This window comes from Sphingobacterium paludis (assembly GCF_004364125.1).
Lineage (GTDB): Bacteria > Bacteroidota > Bacteroidia > Sphingobacteriales > Sphingobacteriaceae > Sphingobacterium > Sphingobacterium paludis.
This window is the reverse complement of sequence record NZ_SNZV01000007.1, coordinates 69,580-93,391: the sequence shown is the minus strand read 5'-3', so window position 1 is coordinate 93,391 and position 23,812 is coordinate 69,580. Positions and strand designations below refer to the sequence as shown.

23 protein-coding genes and 1 other RNA gene are annotated in these 23,812 nt (G+C 40.6%); 10 read left to right on the top strand and 14 right to left on the bottom strand.

The annotated features are described in order from the left end of the window. Window positions 1–16: 16 nt before the first annotated feature. Both B0I21_RS14510 and B0I21_RS14505 read right to left on the bottom strand, forming a co-directional pair. On the bottom strand, window positions 17–1,015 hold the full coding sequence (locus tag B0I21_RS14510) for a hypothetical protein (protein WP_133641206.1): 999 nt from the start codon (window positions 1,013–1,015) through the stop codon (window positions 17–19). A 2-nt stretch (window positions 1,016–1,017) separates the two neighbouring features. Then, a complete protein-coding gene (locus B0I21_RS14505; protein WP_133641205.1) occupies window positions 1,018–1,290 on the bottom strand; it encodes a hypothetical protein in 273 nt (90 codons plus the stop codon). 359 nt (window positions 1,291–1,649) lie between these two features. Between B0I21_RS14505 and B0I21_RS14500 the strand changes: the two genes are divergently transcribed. Beyond that, a complete protein-coding gene (locus tag B0I21_RS14500; protein ID WP_133641204.1) occupies window positions 1,650–2,336 on the top strand; it encodes a hypothetical protein in 687 nt (228 codons plus the stop codon). A gap of 13 nt (window positions 2,337–2,349) precedes the next feature. Here the strand turns inward: B0I21_RS14500 and B0I21_RS14495 are convergent, their stop codons facing one another. Further along, complete coding sequence (locus tag B0I21_RS14495; RefSeq protein WP_133641203.1) at window positions 2,350–2,541, bottom strand: hypothetical protein; 192 nt, start codon at window positions 2,539–2,541, stop codon at window positions 2,350–2,352. Between the two features lie 104 nt (window positions 2,542–2,645). Here B0I21_RS14495 and B0I21_RS14490 point away from each other — a divergent pair, with 104 nt between their 5' ends. Further along, complete coding sequence (locus tag B0I21_RS14490; protein WP_133641202.1) at window positions 2,646–2,927, top strand: hypothetical protein; 282 nt, start codon at window positions 2,646–2,648, stop codon at window positions 2,925–2,927. 2,102 nt (window positions 2,928–5,029) lie between these two features. Here B0I21_RS14490 and ssrA read toward each other — a convergent pair. After that, window positions 5,030–5,397: a transfer-messenger RNA gene (gene ssrA / locus B0I21_RS14475) on the bottom strand. 291 nt (window positions 5,398–5,688) lie between these two features. Between ssrA and B0I21_RS14470 the strand changes: the two genes are divergently transcribed. Beyond that, window positions 5,689–5,940 carry a hypothetical protein gene (locus B0I21_RS14470; protein ID WP_133641201.1) on the top strand — a complete coding sequence of 84 codons (252 nt, stop codon included), beginning with the start codon at window positions 5,689–5,691 and terminating at the stop codon, window positions 5,938–5,940. Window positions 5,941–6,304: 364 nt separating this feature from the next. Here the strand turns inward: B0I21_RS14470 and B0I21_RS14465 are convergent, their stop codons facing one another. Further along, window positions 6,305–6,529, bottom strand: coding sequence for a hypothetical protein (locus tag B0I21_RS14465; RefSeq protein WP_133641200.1), 225 nt, complete (start codon window positions 6,527–6,529; stop codon window positions 6,305–6,307). Window positions 6,530–6,698: 169 nt separating this feature from the next. Further along, window positions 6,699–7,331, bottom strand: a complete 633-nt coding sequence (locus B0I21_RS14460; protein WP_133641199.1) for a metallophosphatase domain-containing protein — start codon at window positions 7,329–7,331, stop codon at window positions 6,699–6,701. Window positions 7,332–7,397: 66 nt separating this feature from the next. On the opposite strand from B0I21_RS14460, the gene B0I21_RS14455 reads away from it, so the two are divergent. From B0I21_RS14455 to B0I21_RS14445, 3 genes are all read left to right on the top strand, one after another. Further along, window positions 7,398–7,580, top strand: coding sequence for a hypothetical protein (locus B0I21_RS14455; protein ID WP_133641198.1), 183 nt, complete (start codon window positions 7,398–7,400; stop codon window positions 7,578–7,580). 86 nt (window positions 7,581–7,666) lie between these two features. Continuing rightward, window positions 7,667–8,449 (top strand): NAD(+) synthase, encoded by a 783-nt coding sequence (gene nadE, locus B0I21_RS14450; protein WP_133641197.1) that lies wholly within the window; start codon window positions 7,667–7,669, stop codon window positions 8,447–8,449. Window positions 8,450–8,553: 104 nt separating this feature from the next. Beyond that, entirely contained in the window at window positions 8,554–9,468 is a 915-nt protein-coding gene (locus B0I21_RS14445) for a cysteine hydrolase family protein (RefSeq protein ID WP_133641196.1), read from the top strand. Between the two features lie 469 nt (window positions 9,469–9,937). Here B0I21_RS14445 and B0I21_RS14440 read toward each other — a convergent pair whose 3' ends face one another. Further along, the gene (locus B0I21_RS14440; RefSeq protein ID WP_133641195.1) at window positions 9,938–10,216 is read right to left on the bottom strand and encodes a hypothetical protein; all 279 of its coding nucleotides are present in this window, start codon (window positions 10,214–10,216) and stop codon (window positions 9,938–9,940) included. Window positions 10,217–10,550: 334 nt separating this feature from the next. Further along, on the bottom strand, window positions 10,551–11,066 hold the full coding sequence (locus tag B0I21_RS14435) for an RNA polymerase sigma factor (RefSeq protein ID WP_133641194.1): 516 nt from the start codon (window positions 11,064–11,066) through the stop codon (window positions 10,551–10,553). Window positions 11,067–11,738: 672 nt separating this feature from the next. Here B0I21_RS14435 and B0I21_RS14430 point away from each other — a divergent pair. Next, complete coding sequence (locus B0I21_RS14430) at window positions 11,739–12,272, top strand: dihydrofolate reductase family protein (RefSeq protein ID WP_133641193.1); 534 nt, start codon at window positions 11,739–11,741, stop codon at window positions 12,270–12,272. Between the two features lie 527 nt (window positions 12,273–12,799). Here B0I21_RS14430 and B0I21_RS14425 read toward each other — a convergent pair. From B0I21_RS14425 to B0I21_RS14415, 3 genes are all read right to left on the bottom strand, one after another. Beyond that, a complete protein-coding gene (locus B0I21_RS14425; protein ID WP_133641192.1) occupies window positions 12,800–13,939 on the bottom strand; it encodes a glycosyltransferase in 1,140 nt (379 codons plus the stop codon). A 75-nt stretch (window positions 13,940–14,014) separates the two neighbouring features. Beyond that, window positions 14,015–14,617, bottom strand: coding sequence for a DUF4142 domain-containing protein (locus B0I21_RS14420; RefSeq protein WP_166637863.1), 603 nt, complete (start codon window positions 14,615–14,617; stop codon window positions 14,015–14,017). A 109-nt stretch (window positions 14,618–14,726) separates the two neighbouring features. Then, on the bottom strand, window positions 14,727–15,092 hold the full coding sequence (locus tag B0I21_RS14415; protein ID WP_133641190.1) for a DUF1304 domain-containing protein: 366 nt from the start codon (window positions 15,090–15,092) through the stop codon (window positions 14,727–14,729). Between the two features lie 196 nt (window positions 15,093–15,288). Between B0I21_RS14415 and B0I21_RS14410 the strand changes: the two genes are divergently transcribed. Next, on the top strand, window positions 15,289–16,218 hold the full coding sequence (locus B0I21_RS14410) for a helix-turn-helix domain-containing protein (RefSeq protein ID WP_133641189.1): 930 nt from the start codon (window positions 15,289–15,291) through the stop codon (window positions 16,216–16,218). Window positions 16,219–16,306: 88 nt separating this feature from the next. Then, window positions 16,307–17,068 (top strand): SDR family NAD(P)-dependent oxidoreductase, encoded by a 762-nt coding sequence (locus tag B0I21_RS14405; RefSeq protein WP_133641188.1) that lies wholly within the window; start codon window positions 16,307–16,309, stop codon window positions 17,066–17,068. Here B0I21_RS14405 and B0I21_RS20405 read toward each other — a convergent pair. Then, window positions 16,952–17,356, bottom strand: a complete 405-nt coding sequence (locus tag B0I21_RS20405; RefSeq protein WP_243836147.1) for a DUF6088 family protein — start codon at window positions 17,354–17,356, stop codon at window positions 16,952–16,954. The two genes, B0I21_RS14405 and B0I21_RS20405, sit on opposite strands and share 117 nt — an antisense overlap. A 227-nt stretch (window positions 17,357–17,583) precedes the next feature. Further along, window positions 17,584–18,798 (bottom strand): hypothetical protein, encoded by a 1,215-nt coding sequence (locus tag B0I21_RS14400; RefSeq protein ID WP_133641187.1) that lies wholly within the window; start codon window positions 18,796–18,798, stop codon window positions 17,584–17,586. Window positions 18,799–19,223: 425 nt separating this feature from the next. Between B0I21_RS14400 and B0I21_RS14395 the strand changes: the two genes are divergently transcribed. Further along, complete coding sequence (locus tag B0I21_RS14395) at window positions 19,224–20,843, top strand: reverse transcriptase domain-containing protein (RefSeq protein WP_133641186.1); 1,620 nt, start codon at window positions 19,224–19,226, stop codon at window positions 20,841–20,843. On the opposite strand, the gene B0I21_RS14390 is transcribed toward B0I21_RS14395, so the two are convergent. Continuing rightward, window positions 20,840–23,806, bottom strand: coding sequence for a type I restriction endonuclease subunit R (locus tag B0I21_RS14390; RefSeq protein WP_208292359.1), 2,967 nt, complete (start codon window positions 23,804–23,806; stop codon window positions 20,840–20,842). The two genes, B0I21_RS14395 and B0I21_RS14390, sit on opposite strands and share 4 nt — an antisense overlap. Between the last annotated feature and the right edge of the window lie 6 nt (window positions 23,807–23,812).

Sequence of the window (23,812 nt, the reverse complement as noted above, 5' to 3'; positions counted from 1 at the left end):
TTAGTTTTAAGCGACGCTATATCTGTATGCCTATATTTTTTACATACTGACTTGTTCCGCAACTATTTGTGGTTTTGATCGTAACTCGAACCATCAGAGTAGAACCGCCCGTGCTTGTAGTTGTGACATTCAGCGTGAAGTTCTTGTCGTCTATTGGGGTGAACTCAACGCCATTCGGAGCCATTACAGTGTATTCGATACTCGCTCCTATTGTGCTTTCACTTATTGAAAAGTTAAACAATCCATTGGTTCTTATTATTGATGGTCCGTTTAATACGGAAGGAGGCGTGCCGACATTAATGTCTTTCACATAAACTTTTGATCCCACAGCCGATTTTAGTTGCACTTTACCGCTTCCATTGCCAATTCGTGTAACCTTCCATTGATTATTTTCTAAGGCAGTCAGGGTCGCTACTCCGCTGGCGTTCTCCAATGTTACCGTTCTAGGGTTAGTTATAGTGAATACTCCATCGCTACAGATAGCATTTGGTCCGGTAATTCTAGATGAAGCGAAAATAGGAACAGATTGTTCTTCTGTTGAATACATAAAATTTGACCAGGCTCCATTTGGAAGAAGTTGAACTTGGTATTTTGTCATGAAATACCCATCAACTTTGTTGACAGTTGCAGGTATGGTTATGCCAATACTTTTACCTTTACTGACAGTCGCATTTCCTTCTGGTGCAGCAAAATCTAGGTAGTTGAGAGTTATAGGGAGCCCTTCCGCTAAAATATTTGTCCTAGATAAATCAGTGTAAACAAGAGTCGCTATAATTTGCACGGCGTAAGGAATCAATTCTGGAGTTCGGGTGAAACCAGTGATTCCGTGATATGTTAGCTCATTGCCGTCATCTGGCATTATAAATTGTCTTCTTTCGTATCCAGGAATTGTTTCAAAAAATGACGTAAGAAAAGTTGTTCGGGTGTTAGTTACATCCTCGAAGGAAGTTTGCGCTTGCGCCATCCTTGAATTTATCAAAATACTGAATAACAGGAAAATAAAAGGTTTTCTCATCTTTATTTTAGGATTAGGTATGTTTCTGGAGTTAGCTCTAAGTAATAGTTTTTTAACACGAACAATTCTCGATCCTGCTCGAAATCAAATTCCTTCGTGTCCATGCCAAGGCCTTTTGAAAATTCTACCATAATGGAATCTTTGGGGTATAAATTTCCTTTAATACTGATCATCTCTAAATTGGTATTTTTCTCAATAGAATTTGGCTCGTTTTCCTTTTCGCAAGCAGTAAGCGCTAGCCCTGCGGCCAGCAATAATAATAGGTTCTTTTTCATAATATCATTTTGGTAAATTAATTCCCTAATATATCACTTGTTTTTGATCGTTCATATATTTTTGAATTTTATTATTTGTAACAATTGTGTTCAAACTTAAAGTATAAAGATGCCCTAATTAGACACCTTTCACTATTATAAAAAATCAGTCAAAAATTATTTTTTTAGTAACCCCCTTCGCGTTTATCCGAAGGGAAAGGACTCCTGGGGGAAGAAGTTATCTACTATGAAATTGTAAAGTAACAAATTTGTTCCAATATTTTACACACAAACGATTGTCTCATTTAATGCAATCGCTTACCCTAATTCTCTAATTTCAATTTAATGTAATTCGATAAATAATCCTTTAGATTTGACTAATGAACAGGGAATTACTGGTCAAATTTGGGGATAGTATTAAAGTGAAGTATAACTCTTTCGATATTCCTATTTCGGAATACGCATTGGTAAGCTATAGAGGAAAGCCGATTGGCGTAGCATTTTTTCAGTCAAGTAATAAGTATTGCACAACTGCTATTGTGCTGGATAGCGATGGTGATCCGCTATTGTTAGAGCATTACGATGATTGGCATTTTTGCTCCATATCTGAGATGGAAGAGCTAAGGAAGATATACAATTGGGAATTTCCGGATCAATTTCACTTCAGCTTTAGTCCAGAGCGAATGATTATCCGTAACGAAGCAATAAGAACGGGTAATAAAGAACTTTACGAAGCCTTTCTTCGTGAGCGCTATCCTGATGATGCCGATGCCGAACTTGCGAGCTTCGATAGTGTCATAGCAGATACCACGCAGGTGTCAGGTGCGGAAGCTGCCGATTTTTTCAAACGGCATGGGATAGTCGCGCTAGTGGCAGACCTAACATTTTCTGATCCGGATACCATCTTCACCGCTAAGATCATGAGTGACTGCGAGGCCGGTGACGAAATAAACGAATCCGAAGAACCGATCGGCGCTTATGTGCCAATAAGTATAGTGGCCGGTCGTGATTTGCTTTGGCTTGATGTGAGTGAAATAAGGCAGGCATATGGCGGTGGTAGGAAGTAATAGGCAGTGTGCTTTATTCGGTTTCTTCCATCCAGTTAACAAAGCCTTTGTCGATCCATTCCTCTTTAGAAGTTGAGAGTACTTTGCTCTTACCAAACAGGAACTTTACGCCATTGACAACGTAGAATAGGACAGTATCGAGTGGATGCCTGAAATGATCGGCAGTCGGTAATCGATCTGTTATAGATATGCGTGTAAATGTCATGGGGGTAAGATGTGATTTTTTAATGTTAGATGTTTACGGAAAGCCATAACTAACTATTTTACATTTATTTTGAGAATCGTAGATTTCGCGATTATGTTTGTGGCATGAAAAAATATTTAAACACCTATCCGCAAGGCAAAAAGCGCCCGATGGATTTTGGAGATATATACATTGAAAAGTATATGTATGACATAGAAATTGATGCATTTGAACCGGATAAAAGTTGGCATGGTGCTACATTTGACTTTTCATCATATTATTTCGCTGGAAACCACAAAGACACACATCGGGAATTAAAAGTTTTAAATCGCTATTTCGAATTCATCTGTGTTGAAGAAGACAGAGTATATCAAGTTTCTTCTGTAAAATATAAGGCTAGCAGATAATGCTAGCCTTTTTCAAATCAATGTTTGAAACCTATGGCCAGTAGGCCTTCCTTTGTTTCTAACATTAATTTGCACCAGTCTGATAATTAGCTATATTTGCTTTAGCTACTATGACATTGCTGATATAAAGACGCTGTGTCGAAAGACACACTCTGCATAGAAGCGACTGGCAATGGTGCCATTTCGCATAATTTAATATATTATGACAGAAATCTCGCTTTTAGTAGCTGCTTATTACTTCGTTAAGGAAGTATTAAAAGGTGTAGAAATTGATATTAAAATCAAGTTTTAACTTTTATGGGGAGGTAACACTCCCTTTTTTTATGCCTAATTACTTACAAAATAGATTTTTTAGCATTATAGCTACAACGTAATTTTAATGAATATATCAAAATTACGTTATCTTTGCAAAATCATCGCTGAGAATGAAAATATAGATTGTCAGGGATGGCAGAGTGGTCGAATGCGGCAGATTGAAAACCTGTTGATCGAGAAATTGATCCGGGGGTTCGAATCCCCCTCCCCCCGCAGAAGGTAGTCAAGGTCGAACTTGGCTACCTTTCCATTTTTTAAATCATGTGTAACTTCGTTTTATTAAACTATTGGTTCTTATATCAAATATCCAATCTCGTCTGATTAACCTTCCAATTCCTACCGTACCTCCGGTTTTCAATGTGCTGAGGAAGGTCATGATTCAAGTGGCATCGTTGACACAATGCTTTCAAATTACAGAAGCGGTTATTCGTTTTGTCGTGATCCATATGCGCTACTGTCAGTACCACCTTGCTACCTGTAACCGGATGAGGTTGGTAGTTTTCAGCATCGCAAAGCTCACAACGGTTTTTAGCGCGCTTGAATCGTATCAATCTGCTAATAAGCTTCCATTAAGGATGATATTGTTTGTAGTCTATGGGCATACTTTCTTATTATAAATTTCGTTAGCTAATTTAATTGCGGCCTGGGTGGCCTTTTTGCCTCCTTGTCAAATACTCCTGCTTTTAAACTTGATCTCATCACCGAGGATTACGCCCATATCTTTCAAATAATCCATGAGCTCAGCAAGTGTCCTCCGTCGTGTCAGTTTAATGATATTGTGAAGCTTTTCGCCATCTTCGGCTAAATAGATGCACCTAGTGTGCTTGAACGAATATAATGTTTCGCCGTTATTGATCCCCAGATATTTCTTAACAGGAATAAACCGTTTTCGATAGAAAATGACGCAGTCTCGTTTTCTATACGTGATTATCTGTTGCAGCGTTGACTTTACAAAACCGGAGGGATATTTTGCGTCCCACAATCCCGCACTCAGGCCGCAAAGAAATTGTTCGAACCCATCCCAGCACAAGTTCGAAGCCTCTGGGCACAAAAAAAGACATCTATTCGATGTCTCTTTTTTGTGGAGTTGGCGGGATTCCAGATGGAAGCTTGATCGCGCTGTTATCCTTCTTAGATAATAGAAATGTTTGAATAAATACGATGAAATTTTTGTCGAGAGAAGATCTTAATGAGTAATGTTATATAGAGATAAAGCTGGATGTAATAAAAAAGATATTTTTCGGTGAAAAGTTGTAATACAGTCTCCTATTAATAGGAGACTGTAAAATAACGCTCTATGTAAGTCGAGCGCAATGAGAACATTTCGGTTTCCCACCAGTACCTGATCTGCGATTTTCGCTCTCAATGTTGTTACCTTCCGTACAAGCTGTGTTGTCGTGGTAAACATTCTGTTTAACAGAATGGAATGCAGCTGTCTTTGCCATAAGATTATTTATTTGTGAATTGCAAATAAATACGTTGTGAAGTTTAATTCACTACGGTTTACCGTAACCGACTGACTTTAGGGCATTAAAACTGCTTATAAACTAACGCTCGAGCAGTTCTAAATAGAGTTCCGTTATGTGTTATTTAGTTCAAGATAAAGACAACATGGTTTGTAAATACCAAAAGCCCAACGAAAGTTGAGCTTTTATTTGTGGAGCCGGAGGGATATTTTGCGTCCCACAGCGCCAGACTCCAGTCCGCAAAGAGATTGTTCGAACCCTTCCCAGCACAAGTTCGAATCCTCTGGGCACAAAAAAAGACATCTATTCGATGTCTCTTTTTTGTGGAGCCGGAGGGATTCGAACCCTCGTCCAAACATAGTATGATTTACGCTTTCTACATGCTTAGCTTCTCTTTAATTGTCGGGAGGTGGAAGGTGAGTCGCTTACCTATACCATGCTCCGTATTTACTGTTTCTTACCGATGCTTAGTAAAATCACATCAGCCAGTTCTATCGTTCGATGCCCCGATTGCTAAACCAAAGAACAGGATCCAGCGGGACAAATAGCTATGCTAAGTCTAACTTAGGCAGCTAAGGCGTAGTTTTCTTCGCCAATTATAAAGTTGAAAGTTCAGATTATAGTGCTAGACTAACAATGCACTGCATGCTTACATAACCATCGCTATCCTGTCAATTCCGGTCGACCCCAGTTATGTATGAGGTTACAAAGATACACAAAATTTTATTCATATCCGTTACCCAACGACGAACAAAACCGGATAATGCACATCTATTACCGGAAAAAAATCTATTTCGGTACGCTATGTTGAGGATCTTTCCTTCCGCTAGCTACAATCCGAGCGTAAATTACCCTCGGCATCCTCATTCCAAAAAATCATTAAATTTCGCCATTAGCTATTGATATAAATCAATAGTTCAGGAAAACCGTAAAGGCTATCCGTAGTAAATTCGTAAATTTGCTCCACCAAATCAAGACTTATGAAAGAAAATCTGCAAATGACCATTTCCGGTAAAGACGGTACGCAATCGTGGTACTCCGTAGAAGTTGCAAAGAGTACGGGTTTTATATCGGTCTTACTAAACGGCTTCAATGGCTTCCGAGCAAAGTTTCATGTCACGAAAAGAAGAGGAACTTTTGAAGTAGTAGCATTAGACAAACATATTGATATCAAGGAGCATAAGGAGTTATATAAGAAGCTTCAAATTATTGGGAAAAGATTTTTAACCTAATTCTTTATTACTAGCCATCGATTACAGCTACCCTCATTGCTGATCAGCACTGCGCACTTTGGATTGCTCTCGGTCAGCTGAACCAGATCGATTAAACCCACAAAATACGGCAAACTTTACGCATACCGGGGCTAACAGGCTAGTATTTAATATTCAAAATGTATTGAAATTTGTGTAACCGCTCATAAAGATTAATGGAGTACAGAAGACATTTTTGGACTCAATCGTACACCCACAAACTGGCAAAGCTACAAGGCCTAGCAAGAGTCTTTATTGGTAACCGACATCCTATTGATTTTCGAAAGGTTGGAATGCGCTCTTTTGCTATCTCCTTCAAGCGGTGGACTAACAATTGCGCGTATTGCTATAGCGTAGAATTTGTGCTTCGACGATCAGAAAGCAAGTGTTTTGCTAAATAAATCATAGCACCAGCCAGTGGGACGAAAAGGACAAATACCATCCAAAAGAATAACGACCAGCCGGTTTCTTTCTGCACAATGAGATAAATGGCATAAATCAAGAGTGTACATGCGACTATTGCTACAATCGTCGCTTCGATACTGCCTATGTTTATAAATGATGTGATCATACTGCGTTAGTTATTATATTTAGTTTCCTATTCGGCGATCGAAAGCAATGATGAGTTGCATGCGTCTGCCTACGTTTGGAATGGCCATTGCCTATGCGCTCCTCATTAAGTCGCTTGCGCTGTTGTAGTTTCGTGCACGTGCTATGGCATCTACATTCCACGTTGCCCATCATCGGTTCACGTTTATTTCCACGGGTAGGTTCCGTAGATCATAGCGATGATCTACCACACTGGCATTAATAAATGTAGTACCTCCTTCTGTGAAATTACCGTAATCCTCATGGATGTGCCCAAAAATATGATATTTTGGTTTTACTTGCTGAATCCGCAATAATAATTCTTCGCATCCCGTTCGCTTTCCATACACAGTTTCATCTAAAATACCAAGAGGTGGGCCGTGTGTAACCAAGATATCAATATCATCCGGTATTAAATCCCAATGTTTCTTCATGTCATTTCCGCGATTCCGGTTAAATGCCCAGTTGTTAAACCACGGTGTGACAGGAGATCCCCAAATCTTAACACCCGCTATTTCGACGCCCGAATCATACAAATAGGTAACGCCTTTTGGGATCATCTCATTAATGACATCTGGATGGGCAGACTCAAAGAAAAAGTCATGGTTACCAGCAATAAATATTTTATGCCGGAATTTTAGCTGGGAAAACCAAGCTAAAAAGTCGATCACCTCTGCTGGGCGACCCGCTTGGCTGAAGTCACCCGCATGGATAATCATGTCCCCTTTGGGCAACGTTAATGAACGATGCTGCCCATGTGTATCAGAAATGGCTATAATTTTCAAGGACTTCGTTTTCAATAAAACATTTCATCTGCTCTGGCTAACAAATATACCAAAATTAGGAGGGAAGTGAAGAGGAGAAAATGGTTACGCTTTAGGGTAGGTTTAATTGAAGGTATGCTAACTGGAATTAAAGATTCTTTTTTGCAGGAAGTAAAGAATACCCAACTATTTAGAAGCTTTGTCGTTCATCAAGAAGGTGGAGCGATTGTCCGCCGAGAGAGGCAGGGCTTGCAGGGGGGATCTGCCTAATTTGAGCTATGTAAACGGGAGATGTATGCGAACCCCAATATTGGAGGAAATAAGAGAACGAGTAACAATAGAATTAAAACGTATTGATGGAAAATAGAATGACGAAGTCATTTGTCATCAAGGATGACAATGTCGAACAGTATGCAACGACAATTGCGGGTTGGATTGCCCAGCAAGTACAGGGAGCCAATCGTAAAGGTGTTGTATTGGGGATGAGCGGCGGTATAGATAGCAGCGTCGTTGCCTGCCTTTGCCACCTCGCTCAAGTAGATACTTATTTGGTGATGATGCCCTATGGTAATGATATGAGCAATTCACAGAGTTATCAGCATGCATTGGAACTTATTGATAAGTTTAATTTCCCATACCATATCTATGATATCCAACCAGCAGCCGATGCACTGAAAATTACAGACGAAAGCTTTTTAGCGAAGGCTGATGTGGCGAATGTGGGGCTAAGCCTAGCCAATATCCGCCCACGCGTGCGCATGACATACCTTTACCAACTTGCTCAACTAGGCAGCCGTTTCGTTATCGGGACGGGAAATATGGCCGAGGGAACCGTTGGGTATTTTACCAAATGGGGAGATGGCGCCGTGGATCTGAACCCCCTAGGTCGCTTAACAAAACAGGAGGTTTATACCTTAGCAAAATTTTTGGGTGTGCCGGATGCCATCATCCATAAAAAGCCATCGGCTGGGCTATGGGAAGGGCAAACTGATGAAGATGAACTTGGAATGAGCTATGCTCAGATTGATGCATTTATCCTAAACGGCTCTTCCGGTGATGCGGATATCGACGCAAAAATAAAACAACGCTATGCATTATCGGCGCATAAGTTCGCCCCAGTACCTATATTTACGGACTAGGTTGGAGAAGACGATCGGCATAAACTAAATCTGACGCGTCTTGGTATGACAAAAGAAGAGCAGATCGTCATGCATGCAAAACACAAATTATAGGCATAACCCATATGAAAGCAACATACGACGATATCGTGGATGTACAGCACATCGCTAGTTTTGATAGTAACGAAAAGATGGGCGAGATTCTCGCACTTGGGCAGGCAGCTGGCAGTCTGCCAGCCGCGCAGGAAGCCCGACGAACACTGCTGCTCGCTATCGACGTGCAAAATGACTTTATGGAGGGGATCGGAAGTCTTGCCGTTCCAGGCTCGAGGGCTGATGTTCAACGGCTAACCCAATGGATGTATCGTAATCTAAACGCCTTGTCGCAGGTTATTTGTAGCCTCGACTGCCACGCTATCATGCAGATCTTTCATCCGGCCTGGTGGCTTGATCAAGATAATAAACATCCAGATCCGTTCACCATCATTACGTATGAGGCTGTGGCAAGAGGCATGTGGCGGGCGGCCAATGGCGAAACAGACCGTTCGCTGGAATACCTATTCAACCTCGAGTCTTCCGGTAAAAAGCAACTTTGTATCTGGCCATACCACTGTCTGGAAGGAACCGCAGGCGCTAAACTGGAAAGCGAATTTACAAAAATGCTCTACTTCCATGCAGCAGCGCGTCGTGTAACGCCTAAATTGGTTTACAAGGGGCAAGATCCTTATAGCGAAATGTATGGCATTATTCAAGCGGAGTATGATAGGGATGGCTTCGTCAATCAAGAAGTGCTTGATGCCATTCGCGAGTATGACGCCATCTACATCGCAGGGCAAGCGTCAAGCCACTGTGTGCTGGCATCAGCAGAACAGATCCTTGCGCATTATGAAAGTGATCGATCCGTCACCTCGCGCATTACCTTATTGGAAGACTGTATGTCGCCGATAGGCGGCTTTGAAGAAAGTACGAAACATCAGTTCAATAGGCTTCGCGAGAGATACGGTATACAAATTCGAAAATCTACGGAGATCCTTCTATAATAGCAGCAGATGGAGCATAGCGGGTTCTGGAATTAACCCGTTAGCGCAGGTTTTCGCAAATAGCTGCTGATCATACCACCACTGTCCCTGCCCTTAGGATTACCCATCGTGGTTGGGTATTAGATAAGCCATTTTTTTAGCGCGTGCGTGAACTATCCATACACAGCCTCGTTCGATGCAAAAGATAAGATTATGATATTACCTATAGTATTCGGAATTGTATTTATCGCGATTTGCATTGTTGTCGTTATTCGAAGCGAAAAGAAAAAGGAAGTAACGCGCAGGAAGCGGTGACAACAAGCGACGCGTCACGTCGCTTACAGCATCGGACAGCTTAAGGGATGGACTAAATCTCTTATACCTGATAATTTGGCGTAGGGCAGTAGTCCGAGTTTCCCATGGTGATATACGCATGTATTCATGGGCGCCCATCTCGTGACTTGATAGATGCTGCGTTTGACACTTGCTTTTAGCAAATGACACACATATGTTTTAAGGAGTAATGAAGTGCAACATACAATATAAAAAAGAGCAAACCGATGAGAAGTTCGGTCGGCGCTTGCCAACTTTTTTTAATAGTCACGCTGTAAAGTCCGGTAAGCACCGCTAAGGCTGATACCATAATGGATGTTATCAATAGCTCTTCGATCCACGCGACAGCATTAAACCTGAGCAATAGAAAGCAGACGACGGAAAGCATCGCAGCGATAAACGAAGCGATAGCAGTGGGGTAATAATATGTTCTCATATCGTATTTCTTTGTAAGACGCCCTCGATACCGGGAAGGTATATAAGTTGGTCGTACCCGATTTAATGGAGAAACACGATTAAGGACAAATTGTTTGTCGCGTAAAATATGTTGCTGGGCAGTATAGGTAGCCCAAGTACATGCAATCCGTGCGCGCATAGCTGACGGCAAAACTGTATGCCTTACATTGCCGCATATACGGTTAAAAAAAGCTCTTTGCATACTTTTGAAAGCCGCGACGTTGGGTATGTGTCATCTTGCTATAGCATAAGATTGGCCCTCACACGCGATGCAGACCGATCTTATGCTATAGTCATTGCCAAAGCGAAGCCTTTTAGGCGGTTTGTCTGTAAACGGCTAACTGCTTTTGCAGGTATTTACGCATATGGTGAATTCGGGTTTTAACGGTTCCTTCCGGCAGGGAATAAATTTCTGAAAGCTCCCGGTATTTATATCCTTCGGTGTAACTCAAAAAAAGCGCGTAGTATTCGCCCGGATATTTGCTCAACAGTGTTTTTACATCTTTTTCCAGGAAGCTCTTATCGGCAAGATTTTCTGTGGACGGCTCCATGCACCCATCTTCTTTAAACCCACTGACCTGAAAGTTCTCGTAGCGCACCCTCTTTTGATGGCGACGGTAGCCGTTAATGTAAACATTCTTCATGATAACGTATAGCCAAGCCACCAGACGCGGATTGTTAAAATATTTTTCATAGAACTTAAGCGAAAGCGCTAAAGTCTCCTGTACGAGTTCCTGTATTTCTTCAGGATCTTTCGTGAATTTCAGGGCAATACTCTTTAAAATTGGAGCGTTTTGCTGAATGGCGGATGTTAAATCTTTGCTTGTCATAATATCTATGTTTTAGTTGATGCTATGGAGGGGGCACAAAAACAATGCGCAGATTGCCAAACATCAAGAGGCGAAAAATGGAGATAAAGTGGCATTCAAAAATTACGTACACGCTACGTAGTTTGCTTCTTTCTTTTCGAGCATCTGAACGCATTTTTTTTGAATAGACGAAATGAATGGCGGAATGGGGCGATAAATGCGGTTTTGGTTCAGGTATTTTTAATTCAAATGAAGAAGAAACACGAAACATTGTTGTGTATGCTAGCGAAATCTTGCTTAGGTACAATACTGGATCTGTCTACTTATTTTCGGAGGACCATCAGCATCCCAAACCCCCTTCATCCAATATGGAGGAAGGGGCGACGTATCAAATTTTGTTATATTTTTTTGCGCTACTAAATTTAATACGACCGCGCAAACCACCCTAAGCGATAGCCATATTAAACCTTCCGTAGCGGTAAATTCCTGTATAAACTCCTAACGGAAACTATGTAGCGACAATCTTACGCTAATCGGGAATGGGTTTTTCCCAGATGGTTGTGCCGATTTAAGGGGGGGAGTGGGTGATGCCCGCTTAACGGACCATGGGCAGACGAAATGGGTTTTGTTTTTTTTTCTGAAGGGAACATACGATTAGGCGTTAACTTTGTAATAGATTTAAAAATGAAAATTATGCGGAAAATATCTCTTTTTATTGCGACAAGCTTAGATGGCTACATCGCACAACCTAACGATAATCTTGATTTTCTGAAGCTTGTAGAAAAAGAAGGGGAAGATTATGGCTATAAAGAATTTACCGATACGATCGATACGATTATTGTGGGCAGAAAAACCTACGAATATGTACTTAACGAAGTTGGACCTACTCATTACGATAACGGCATGCGGGAGGTTTATGTGATGACTAGGACAGCAAGACCTGCTATTGGTCGAACCGTTTTTTTCGCTGGTCAGCTCACCGATCTAATAGCTACGCTTCGATCCCAAGACGGGGGCGGAATTTATTGTGATGGTGGTGCGGACGTTATAAACGAGTTTCTGCGTCACGACTTAATTGACGAACTGATTGTTTCGATTGTTCCAGTTTTACTCGGTAGCGGTACGCGTTTGTTTCAAGATGGAAATACCGAAAAGCTTCTCCAACTTATTCAAATGAAAACTTTTGATACAGGATTAGCGCAATTGCACTATACACGGAAGCGGTAGCAAAATAGGGAGCTGATCGGTTATCGACGGATGTTGCTCATGTGTTGGCAACGTATACAACTTATTTTACGCACAAACGTTTAGCTGGTTTTCTAAAATTCAGCTAAACGTTTGCGCGGCTCCAGACAACGCGAAGAAAGCATGGATGATGATGCTTCTTGTGTTTCCGTTATCCATCGTAGCTAGTGTTTATTTTATAAGTAAATCATTGCTTGCAGGGTTAACACATCCCGTTTTGTGTCTCGAAATTTTTCACGCATGTACTCCAAGGTGAGTTTGGAATTGTTGCCGTTGAGATACAAATTCGCACCTAATCCAAAGACATTTTTATTTTCAGGTGTACCTAATTTTTTTGTTCATGTTAAGCAACAAAACCATTTTATTATTATTACGGTTTGAGGATGATACGTGCTATGCCATTAGAAATACGTGCGGCAAGGGACCATCATACCCGGTGTATAGCAATAATTTGTTTTTGGTTCAGTCGTTGTAGCGAATCGTCTATTACTAGCACGTGCTTGCAGGTATTACGCGGATAATTTTCCATCGCTGGGATAGCGCAGTACGGTTGGTTTTCCGATGGTGCGCCCTTTCCATTTTCCTCTTCCGCTGACATGAAGATAAATGGCTCTGCTACCAATTATCAACAAGTTTAATAGGATACAAGGGAATAGCAAGAGGTTGTACCATACATGTTCATTCGCCAGTAAAGAGGTCAATACGCGGGTGCAGCCCACTATGGTCAATAAAATAAGTAAACCAACGGGCCCTGATGCATTCCATACGAATAACGGGCCGAACACCATAGGCAACATATAGGCTAGAAATAAGGCAATTTTATTATAAAAAGGGCCTAAGAAATTTTTTCCAAACCCGTTCACGGCGTCACGATAACCGCTGTACATTCGACATTGCACCAGCTTGTTGGCCATCAGCGTCTTTCCTTTTTGAGAAAGCTCTTTCACGCTACGCATAATACGAAGATCTTCCACCACCTCATTTTTAACACGTTCATGATATTGGTAAATCTGATAGTCCGCTGCTTGGAAGCACATCACCTGCCCGCAAGCTGCTGCGAAAACAGGCATTTCGTGCTCCGAGATAAGAGGTAGCGGCAGCAAAGTTAGCAACATATGGTTCATGAGCGGCACGGTAGCTTTCTCGCCCAACGTCGTTAATCGCTGTTGCGGCACAACACTCAATAGGGTGAGTTCGTCGCGAGACATCACGTTTACTAAACTGGAAAGCAGATGCGGTCGCGTGACGATATCAGCGTCGAGGAACAAGAGGTAGTCACCAGATGCTTTTTTTGCCAATTGCGCGCACGCGAAATTCTTGCCGGTCCATCCGGCGGGAAGTGGCTCACCCTTTACCACGGAAAAGCTATCGAAGCTGGCTGCGTATTGCGACGCAATATCTGCCGTACCATCATCGGATTCATCGTCAAGCACAATAACTTCAAAGTTGCGGTGCGATTGCTGCGTTAATGATTTCAATAAAATCGGCAGGGATTTAGCTTCATTGCGAGCAGGGATGAGGATGGAGATTTTATCTGTAGATGTTTCTGCGCAATGGGGGAGAAGCGGTTTCCGGTAATAGTTATACGCAGCTACGACTAACTGAAGCATGAAAAAGATAAACAGGAATGCAAGAAGAATAGATGCCATGGAGGGAAAGGGTTGCTAGCACTGAAAAATACGATAGCCCGTGACTGCAAGCCGCGGGCTATCATCTTTCGTCACTTATTTCATTTCAGACTTTATTTTTTTGATAGCTTCCAAGTGAGACTTAACAATAGGTGTTGTTTTCGTAGCAAATGCCTTTAGGTCCGCATCGGTTAATGACATGCTTCCTTGTTCCATTAAGGCCACTGTTTTTTCATGGCCTTCTACCATAGCCATCACGTATGCTTTATCGAATTCTGCTCCCTTTTTCTTTTTAAGCATTTCGAGTTTGTCCATGTGGGCTTTGTCCAATTTTGCAGGCAGCATTAAATTTTTGGAGCCTGCTATTTGCTTAAGCTCGGTGTTGGCACGACTGTGGTCAGTCACCATCATGCTGGCAAATTCCTTTACTTTTGCATGGCTGGCCTGTTGCTGCGCCAATTCGCTCATTTGCACCTCGGCCATACCAGCGATCGCAGCCTTGTTGACAAAGCTGGTATCCATGGCGTTAGACAGCATGGTCATAGAGTCCATTGCCATGGAATCTGTATGCATATGCATTGAATCGGTCGACATGGCCGTGGAGTCGGATAGATTATTAGCTGTAGCACTACCGCTACTACACGCGTGCAGACCCGAAGCTGCTGCGCTTATTGCTAATACGTAAACTAGTTTTTTCATTTTATGTTGTTTGTTCATGATGAACGAGCAACAGCGATGATGGTTCAAATAGCTTCGTATTTTGTTGAAGGTCTTGAGGGAATCTGAATGTTTATGCGGTGCATAACGCTCATGATGTAAACAGGACGAGGATAAATCCTATCAGCGCGGGAACGCCTTGTTTAAAAAAGATACTTCGTTCGGCAGTAATCGCGCCAAATAGGGCAGCGACGATAATACACCCCAAGAAAAATAAGGCTATATGGTGCTGCCATGTTGGATCCTTTATGATTAAAGACCAGATAAGGCCTGCGGCTAAGAAGCCATTATAAAGCCCCTGATTGGCTGCTAATCCTTTCGTTTCTCGAAACAAATGACTTGGCAAGGACTTAAATGTCTTCTTGCCTTGGGTTTCCCAAGCAAACATCTCCATCCATAAAATGTATAGGTGTTCAAGTGCCACGATCACGATAACTATTTTTGCTGCAATTTCCATAGGTATGTTGATTATCCAAACGAATCTACAAAAAATATCCTGCCATCTTTTTGAGATCGTTGCGTGCTCAAACATTTTCTGTTAAAATCTGCTAAAATTAGGTATAGACACTTCTCAACAGCTGAAATCCAATTCACCCCTAGTTGATCAAATGAAATTAACTTTGCATCTTTGTTTTATTTGAATTTTGCAAGATATGAACGCAATAGAGATCAAAGATTTTTATAAGCAGATCATTGGCGATACGAGTTGCCAGCTGGATTATTTCTTCGACAATAAAACCAATACCGATTTTGGACACATCAATCTTTTTGATATTGCGAAGTTTTATTTCGACAGCAAGCCTAAATGTGAAATGAATTATGATCGACGCTTATACTATAAGATCAGCTTAATTAAAGGTCGAAATTTTGTAGAGTACGCAGACAAAACTGCATGCATCGAGACACAAGGGATTTTATTTGCTTCGCCAAAAATACCTTACCGATACACACCACAAGACACCAACCAATCGGGTATGTTTTGTGTATTCACCAAAGAATTTTTGTCCAAATCCAAAACGGGCCTAAACATTGAGGAATTGCCGATATACCAACCCGGAAGCGATTTTGTTTATGAATTGAATGATAGTCAATTTATTGAAATTGAAGCTGTCTTCAAGAAAATGGACGCCGAGCTTTCTTCGGATTACGTGTATAAATACGATCTGTTGCGCACCTACGTACTGGAACTTATTCATACTGGGCAAAAACTAAAGCCAATTAAAGATACGAATGCGACGACGAATGCAGCCAGTAGAATATCAACGCTGTTTATCGAACTTTTGGAACGTCAGTTTCCGATAGATAGTGACAGGCAATCGATACAGCTGAAGAAACCGACTGATTTTGCCAATGCACTCGGCATACATACCAATCACCTGAATAAGGTGCTTAAAGAAATCGCCAACAAAAGTACGACTGAAATAATCCATGCCAGAATTGCGGAAGAGGCCAAAATCTTATTAAAACAAACGCAGTGGAATATTTCTGAAATCACCTACGCCTTGGGATTTGATGAAGTGGCTCATTTTTCCAACTTTTTTAAAAAACACACCACGCTTTCGCCCGTCAAATTTAGAAATTGATTGATTTTAGTAAATAACGGATTGCTATTTGCAAACTGTTACGCTAATTCTATATGAACTTTGTAATTCAACTTCAAAGGAAAATAAAATGAGCAATAACAAAGTAGCACTCGTAACCGGCAGCAGCCGCGGATTGGGTAAAGACATGGCTATAGCATTAGCAAAAAAAGGTTTTGATGTCATCGTGACGTATCAAAGCGGCAAAGTTGGCGCAGAGGAGGTTGTCGCTGCGATCAAATCCATCGGACAAAAAGCAATTGCCTTGCCGTTAGATGTGGCAAAAAGCAACACGTATGACGAATTCGTACACAGCGTTCAAGACAAATTAACGTCAGAATTTGACACCCTTCACCTGCATGCTCTGGTGAATAATGCCGGAACGGGTATTCACGCAGCTTTTGAAACGACCACGGAAGAACAATTCGACCAAATGGTCAACATACACCTCAAAGCGGCTTTCTTCCTAACACAAAAATTGCTTCCTCTGCTGCATGATGGTAGCAGCATTGTCAACATCTCTTCAGGATTAGCCCGGTTTAGTTTCCCGAATTTCGCAGCGTACGCGATTATGAAAGCAGGAATTGAAAGTTTAACACGGTATCAGGCTTTGGAATTGGGCCACCGCAAAATTCGCGTTAACACCGTAGCTCCAGGTGCTATAGCAACGGATTTCGGGGGCGGTGCCACACGAGACAATGCCGAAATAAACAAGCAAATAGCCTCGCTAACGGCATTAGGAAGGGTGGGGTTGCCAGATGATATTGGTAGCGTAATTGCTTTCTTGTGCAGCGACGAATCCAAATGGATCAATGCGCAACGGATCGAAGTTTCCGGCGGTATCTTTATTTAAGTATTGGCTAGATGGATAGCGTAAGGGTTGCAGCAATGCAACTCTTTTTGTTTGTAAGATATCAATCTTTCCGATATTAGGATATATGGTGCCGAGCAAAGAATCTTTTTTTGATTTGAAATAGATACCATGTGCCAGTCTTTCAATAAGACCATCTTGCTCTAAACGAGAAAGTATTTTTCTAACATTATCAGAAGAGGCATATTTTACAAAATCATCAGCGAAGAATAATTCTCCCGATCGAGCTTTTATAATCCTTATTTCTATCTGACTCTTAGATGTTTTCAACTATTTATACTTTTTTTACTGTCACAAATTTAGTGAGTATTTGTGACAAAGGGAATAGTATTTATGTTGATGGATGTCAAGCGAAATTTGGATGATGAATTACGTTAACACTAAGGCCTAACAATCAATAGCGAGTTTTCCAATTGTACGCAACTAGTTCCCAATACAAAAAGTACTATATATTGATTTTCAGGTGATTAAATTTTAAAAAATACAGATAACGAACACTACGAAATAAAAGTTTTAGAAAAATCCTCAGATAGTTTTCGATATCCCCTAATTCTAGATACTTTAAAGTTTCGTATTCTTCCGTCTCGTAACAGGCAATTCGCTTCTATAAATCTCTTTTTCCTACCTTCTTCTTCTAATTCTTCATATATATTATTCAACCGAATTATTCGTTTTGTGTATTTTTCATTCCGATCAGTATATTGAATCTCAAACCACTCTCCTTTTAGTTGGTCCAAATTTTCAATATCAAAGAGATTAAATGAATCCTTTTGAAACTCCTCCACATTCAATATATGCGAAAGATCAATAATTGAAGGAGTTTGTTTGACATCCAATTCAAATACTTGATTGTTAAATAAATTGATAAATTTATACACATAGAAATAGTGCTTCCAAACTATTTGTTTTAACATGATAGGTTGATTGCCAACAACTGTAGCGGGATCATTTTCTAACTTTAAGCGATAAGGAAGTATATAATGGGATTTAGCATTAAAATCCCTGAGCGTTAGCTCTTCATCGATAAACCTCAAAGTTTCTAGTGGAAGATACTCCTCACTGTATTTCTGGGTTGTATTGTTCAGCCATCTTAACTTTATTAAGAATCTGGATTTTTTCTGAATTATGGCACCCGTTTTTTCATTAAACTTGCTATGATCTGTATTCTCTTTGACGTCAATAATGCTGCATAACGGTGGTAAATAATCCAATAAATTATTTGCTTTTAGTTTAGAGGGATTACTATCATCCGACCATAATTTCTTTTTGTTTAATTCCAGATCGACGCTTGATAAAATAGCCTTCTTTTCTAAAAGCTGTTTTTTGAGCCCTTGTAGGGATTTGTTTTCATTAAAGAATGAAGAATGTTGCTTTTCTATCGCTATTCGTTTGATTTCCTTAAGCTTAAACCAATTAGATTCATAGCCACCAGAAAGAGTTGAATAATAAAAACACCTATATGTTGTATTATTTTCCTTATCACCTGTAGAAGCGTCATATTTAACATGACTATAATGTTTTTCAGCGACTATCATAATAGGTGGTAGAAAATGTGCATACACTGTGACGCTAACATCAGTGTTTGTTTCTACAAACGGATGTGCATGTGTAGAAACAAGATCACCCACATTAATTGAATCATTTAGGTCTAATTGTGTTTCGTTCAATTGAGGATCGACCTGCACATCTGCGATCCGAGTAATTTTTTCCATATTTTGGTTTATAATTTCAAATACAATTATAAGCAATATATCATTGGATATGAATAAATAATAGTAGATTTGAGTTGCTTAGTAATGGGATAAACAGTAGTTTACAATTAGGTAGGATCATAGAGCCAAAGATGGCTTTACTACTTTAGATCAAAGTAGGTTATGGTTTACAAATATCTTTGTCATCTTCTCGTAAGATTTCCCAGATGTTCACCATATAAGAGAACAATGTTTCAATCAGAGGCTCGAAGCCAACGATCATTGACAGGGTGGCTGTTAATACAGTTATCATGCAATATACGAATTTGTTTTCACATTTATCGCAATTACAATGACTCAGTTATTGGGTCCTGGTCCGCACCGACAAGGTGGTTATGTAAACATTAATACATTATTGAGAGCCCATTGCTAAGCTTATTAAAATTATGAAAAGAAAACCAGACTGGCTACAGAGCAAAGGCTATATGCATATTACAGCATCACTTAGTATGGAACGTAATTGGGAAGACTATTATCGGAAGATAACCTCTCCACAATATATTGAAACCTACGCTTTCTTTCCGTTGATACACCGCATTCTTTCCGATAGAAAGTATAAGAAGCCAAATCCTGAAAAACATCATATTAAGACAGTAAAGTACAGAGCACATAGTCACAAGAAACTCGATGGATCAGGAACTGTCAAAACTGTCAAAAAAAGGCCATTACATTACGCAAGCCACTTTGATGCCTTGATCTATGCATATTATGCGCACTCACTAGGCAAAAAGTATGAAGCTAAATTAAAAAAAGATCCCGAACTAGATAAAGCGGTCTTGGCCTACCGTACGGTTCCAATAAGTGATGAAAACAAAAAAGGAAAAAGCAATATTCACTTCGCTCATGAAGTATTCGAGGAGGTCAACAGAAGAGTAGATGCAGATGGCGAAGTAGCAGTATTAGCCATAGATTTAAAAAACTTCTTTTCCTCTTTGCATCATCCCAGTCTCTATAAAGTATGGGCTTCTATATTGGGCGAAGATGAGTTACCGAAAGATCACCTTAACGTATTCAGATCCTGTACCAATTTTAGCTACGTGCTGTACAATGACCTGAAGAAAAAAGGTAAACGTCATTTCGATGAATCCAGATTGGCAAGAATTAGAAAGACAAAAGGTTTCAAATGCTTTTTTGAATCGAATAGTGATTTCCGGAAAGCAATTAAAGAAGGGCGACTCCCAGTATACAAAAATCCTTTCTTCAGTGACAAAGACGAGAACGGCAAAAAAGAGCGAATCGGTATACCCCAAGGGCTTCCCATCAGTGCCGTCTTGGCCAACCTTTATTTAATCGATTTTGATAGAACGATCATCAATGAACTTTCAAGTAAGTTGGGAGTACATTACCGAAGATACTCGGACGATATATTGATATTATGCAAGCCTGATCAAATCACAAGTATTGACGACTATGTTAATGAACTAATAAAGCGGTTTCATGTCAAGATCAGTACAGAGAAAACCGAACGATTTATCTTTAGGAAAATGGTGTACAATAAAAATGGCGACAAACGGATAACTGCGATTAAAATTATAGAGGGTGACAGATGCATAATAGATAGTCCTCTCACCTATTTGGGATTTGAATTTCGAGGTTACAATACGCTGATCAAGTCTACGAATATTGCAAAATACTACCGCAGAGTAATCGAAATTATAAAACGGCGTGCGAGAAGAGCCGCACGGCTATCATCTCATAACCCAACCATACCGCGCGCCGTGTATCTTAACCAGGTAAAAAAGCTTTATAATGCCCCGATTAAGTATGCTAATAAACTGGAAAACAAACAAGTTTTCCGCAGAGGATACTCGTTGATTATTGATGATCGAGGCGATTTTATGTTTGCCTCGCGTGATATCCCAATTAAACAACAATCCAATTATCTTTCCTATATTAAGCGTTGTAAAAGACAATTTGGTTCAAATTCATTCTCTCGTCAGTTAAAAAAGAAAAAACAAATCATTGGACAAGCAATTAATAAACACTTAGTTAACAAATCATATTAATAATACTCCTTGATATACTCATACGCTCTCTGAAACAGCATTTCATTCTTATGAAGCTGGTATTTCAGCAATGCTTTACGTAACGATTTCTGTATTTCTCTTTCGCCAGCGGCTGTTGTCTGCCAGCCCGGAAATCGAACGACACGAACGATATCATCAATATCTTTAACAATACGCTCCACTACAGCGGGAGTTTGATCAGTTTTAAGCTCGATAAACAATTCTGTCAATGCAGCTTGTGGTGTCTTCTCCAGCAACTCCGCTTCATGATCCTTTTCAGCTTGAAGCGTATCTTTTGCTAGTTTACACAGTTCTTTAACAAACTCGATGGAGGTAATTAAACCTTGCTCGGCTTTTGCTCGTAAATCTTCCAGACGTTCACTCAATTTCCGGAACTTGGGGTCTCCACCATGCTTTTTAAATCGATTGACAAGAATCTCTTCAATTTTCTTCGCATCCTTTGGATCGGGATTGTTGAAGATGTTATCAATTACGTCAGCGTCCAACACAAATTCTTCCAGATCATGTACCTCTCCGACGGTGAAGTTTTCGTGTATCAATCTTGTCGTCTCAGCACCTAAAGTCAACCATAGCAATTTACCGGTATGATCCGAGGCTGGTTTTACAGAAGCATATACCTGCGACAACCAACGATAATCTGCTTGATAGGGATCCAACACTCGATCAGGTGAAAGCGATTCCCAGACGTTCATCAACAATTTGAAATCGTTCGCAAAAGCATCTTTTAATTCATCCGTTCGAATAGCATTTTGAGCCGCTTCCAAACCTTCAAACCCCTCCAGAGAGCGGTCTATACCTTCAAAATGAGTAAGCGCGTTGTGCATCAGACCGGGTAATTTGTCTTTAAGCTCATTCAGATTCGTCACGATGGATTGCATCGTTTTATCATCAAATTGCAGAGCCTTTGCAGCATCATCAAAAATTCCGAAGTAATCCACGATTCTGCCAAAATGCTTATTCGGATATAGCCTGTTTGTTCGACAGATGGCTTGCAATAACGTGACATCCTTGATTGATTTATCCAAATAAAGTGTCTGTAATATAGGCGCATCAAATCCAGTCAAAAGCTTTGCTGTGACGATGATGAATTTTAAGGGCGACTCAGGCTTGTTAAACTCCTCGACAACTTTCTCTTGCTGCGATTTATCCACCGCCCATTTATCTTTAAACTCCTTCGGATCGTTTGCAGTGGTCGAAATAACAACCTTGCTGGCTTCCTCCGGAAAATACTTGTCCAATTCTTCCTTATATTGCACGCAAGCATATCGATCCGGTGTTACGATCATCGCTTTGAAACCATGAGGTTCTACTTTTTCCCGGAAATGTTTAGCTATATCCTCCACAATTTTGCCTACACGTTCAGGTGCCTTTAGAAAGGCTGCCATACGTGCAGACTTTTTATTGAGTAAATCAGCATCTTCGTCTGTCAAGTCCGCTGCTGATTTGAGTGCTTCAAAAGCCTCATCCAATAATTCCTTATTCAAGTGTACGTCAACCAGCCGAGGTTCAAAGTGTAACGGTAATGTAGCGCCGTCCCGAATAGAGTCTTGGAAGGTATATCGTGATAAATAACCGCCATTATCCGTTTCTGATCCAAAAGCCCAAAAGGTATTTTTGTCCGCTCGATTGACCGGCGTCCCCGTAAGCCCAAATAAGAATGCATTTGGTAAAGCGGCACGCATCTGTCGGCCTAAATCACCCTCCTGCGTACGATGGGCTTCATCAACCAGTACTATAATGTTTTCGCGTGTATTCATATTGGGTTTGGCATCCCGGAATTTATATATCATGGAGACGATAATCTTACGGGTATCGCGTTCCAATAAACGTTGCAAATCACTTATACTTTCCGTTGTCACGACATTGGCAATATCTGCGGCATTGAATGTACCCGATATTTGTGTATCCAAGTCTGTACGATCCACTAAAATAAGTACGGTCGGACTTTTCAATTCCGCCGTATTTCTTAACTTCTGTGCCGCATAAACCATCAAAAAGGATTTTCCGGATCCCTGAAAATGCCAAATCAATCCTTTCTTAACCTTTCCGTCCAATACGCGCTCAACAATCTTATTAGCACCTTCGTATTGCTGGAAACGTGGTAAAATTTTAATCAGCTGTTTTCTTTTGTTGGTGCTGAACAGGCTAAAATTCTGTAGTATATCTAATAACCGCGCTGGCTTCAGAAGATTATTCATTTCAAGGGCTACATCACCAATCCCCAGAAATTTACTTACGCGATCTTCTTCCAGATCCATACGCCAAGGTCCCCAAAATTGCAATGGAGTACGTATTCCACCGTATCCAAAGGATTTTCCCTCGGTAGCAAAATTGAGAATATTAGGCACAAACAATTGTGGAATCGAGTTTTCATAAACTTCCACAATCTCATGAGCACCGTCTAGCCAAGATATCGATGGTCGAATAGGTGTTTTAAGTTCACCTACAACCACTGGAATACCATTTACAAACAAAACGATATCGGGTATTTTGGTTTCCCGGGCATAAACACGTAATTGATTGGTAACGACAAAATCATTGTTTCCGATGTTTTCGAAATCAATCAGGTTAATAGGGATATGTTGGTTGTTTTTGCCAAAAGGCATCGACTCATCGCCGCACATCCATTTTTGAAAGGCTTGATTGGCGCGGACCAAACCAATTTGTCCCACCGAAAGTAATATCGCCCGCAGTTTATAAATCACTTCATCCGCCAATTCCGGATTTTCGTCAATCGAAGGGTTCAGTCTTTTAAGTGCATCAATTAATCGATCTTCCAGCAAAACTTCGCTGACACCACGTTTCAGCTCATCTGGCGCAATATACTGCCAACCTGAACCATAAGAAATAACTGGATCTTGCAGCACACCGACTGAACCAGCTTTAGCGCCAGATAACTGATTAAGAACAAAGGCTTCTACGGTATTACTTTCGTTAAACATCCCAAT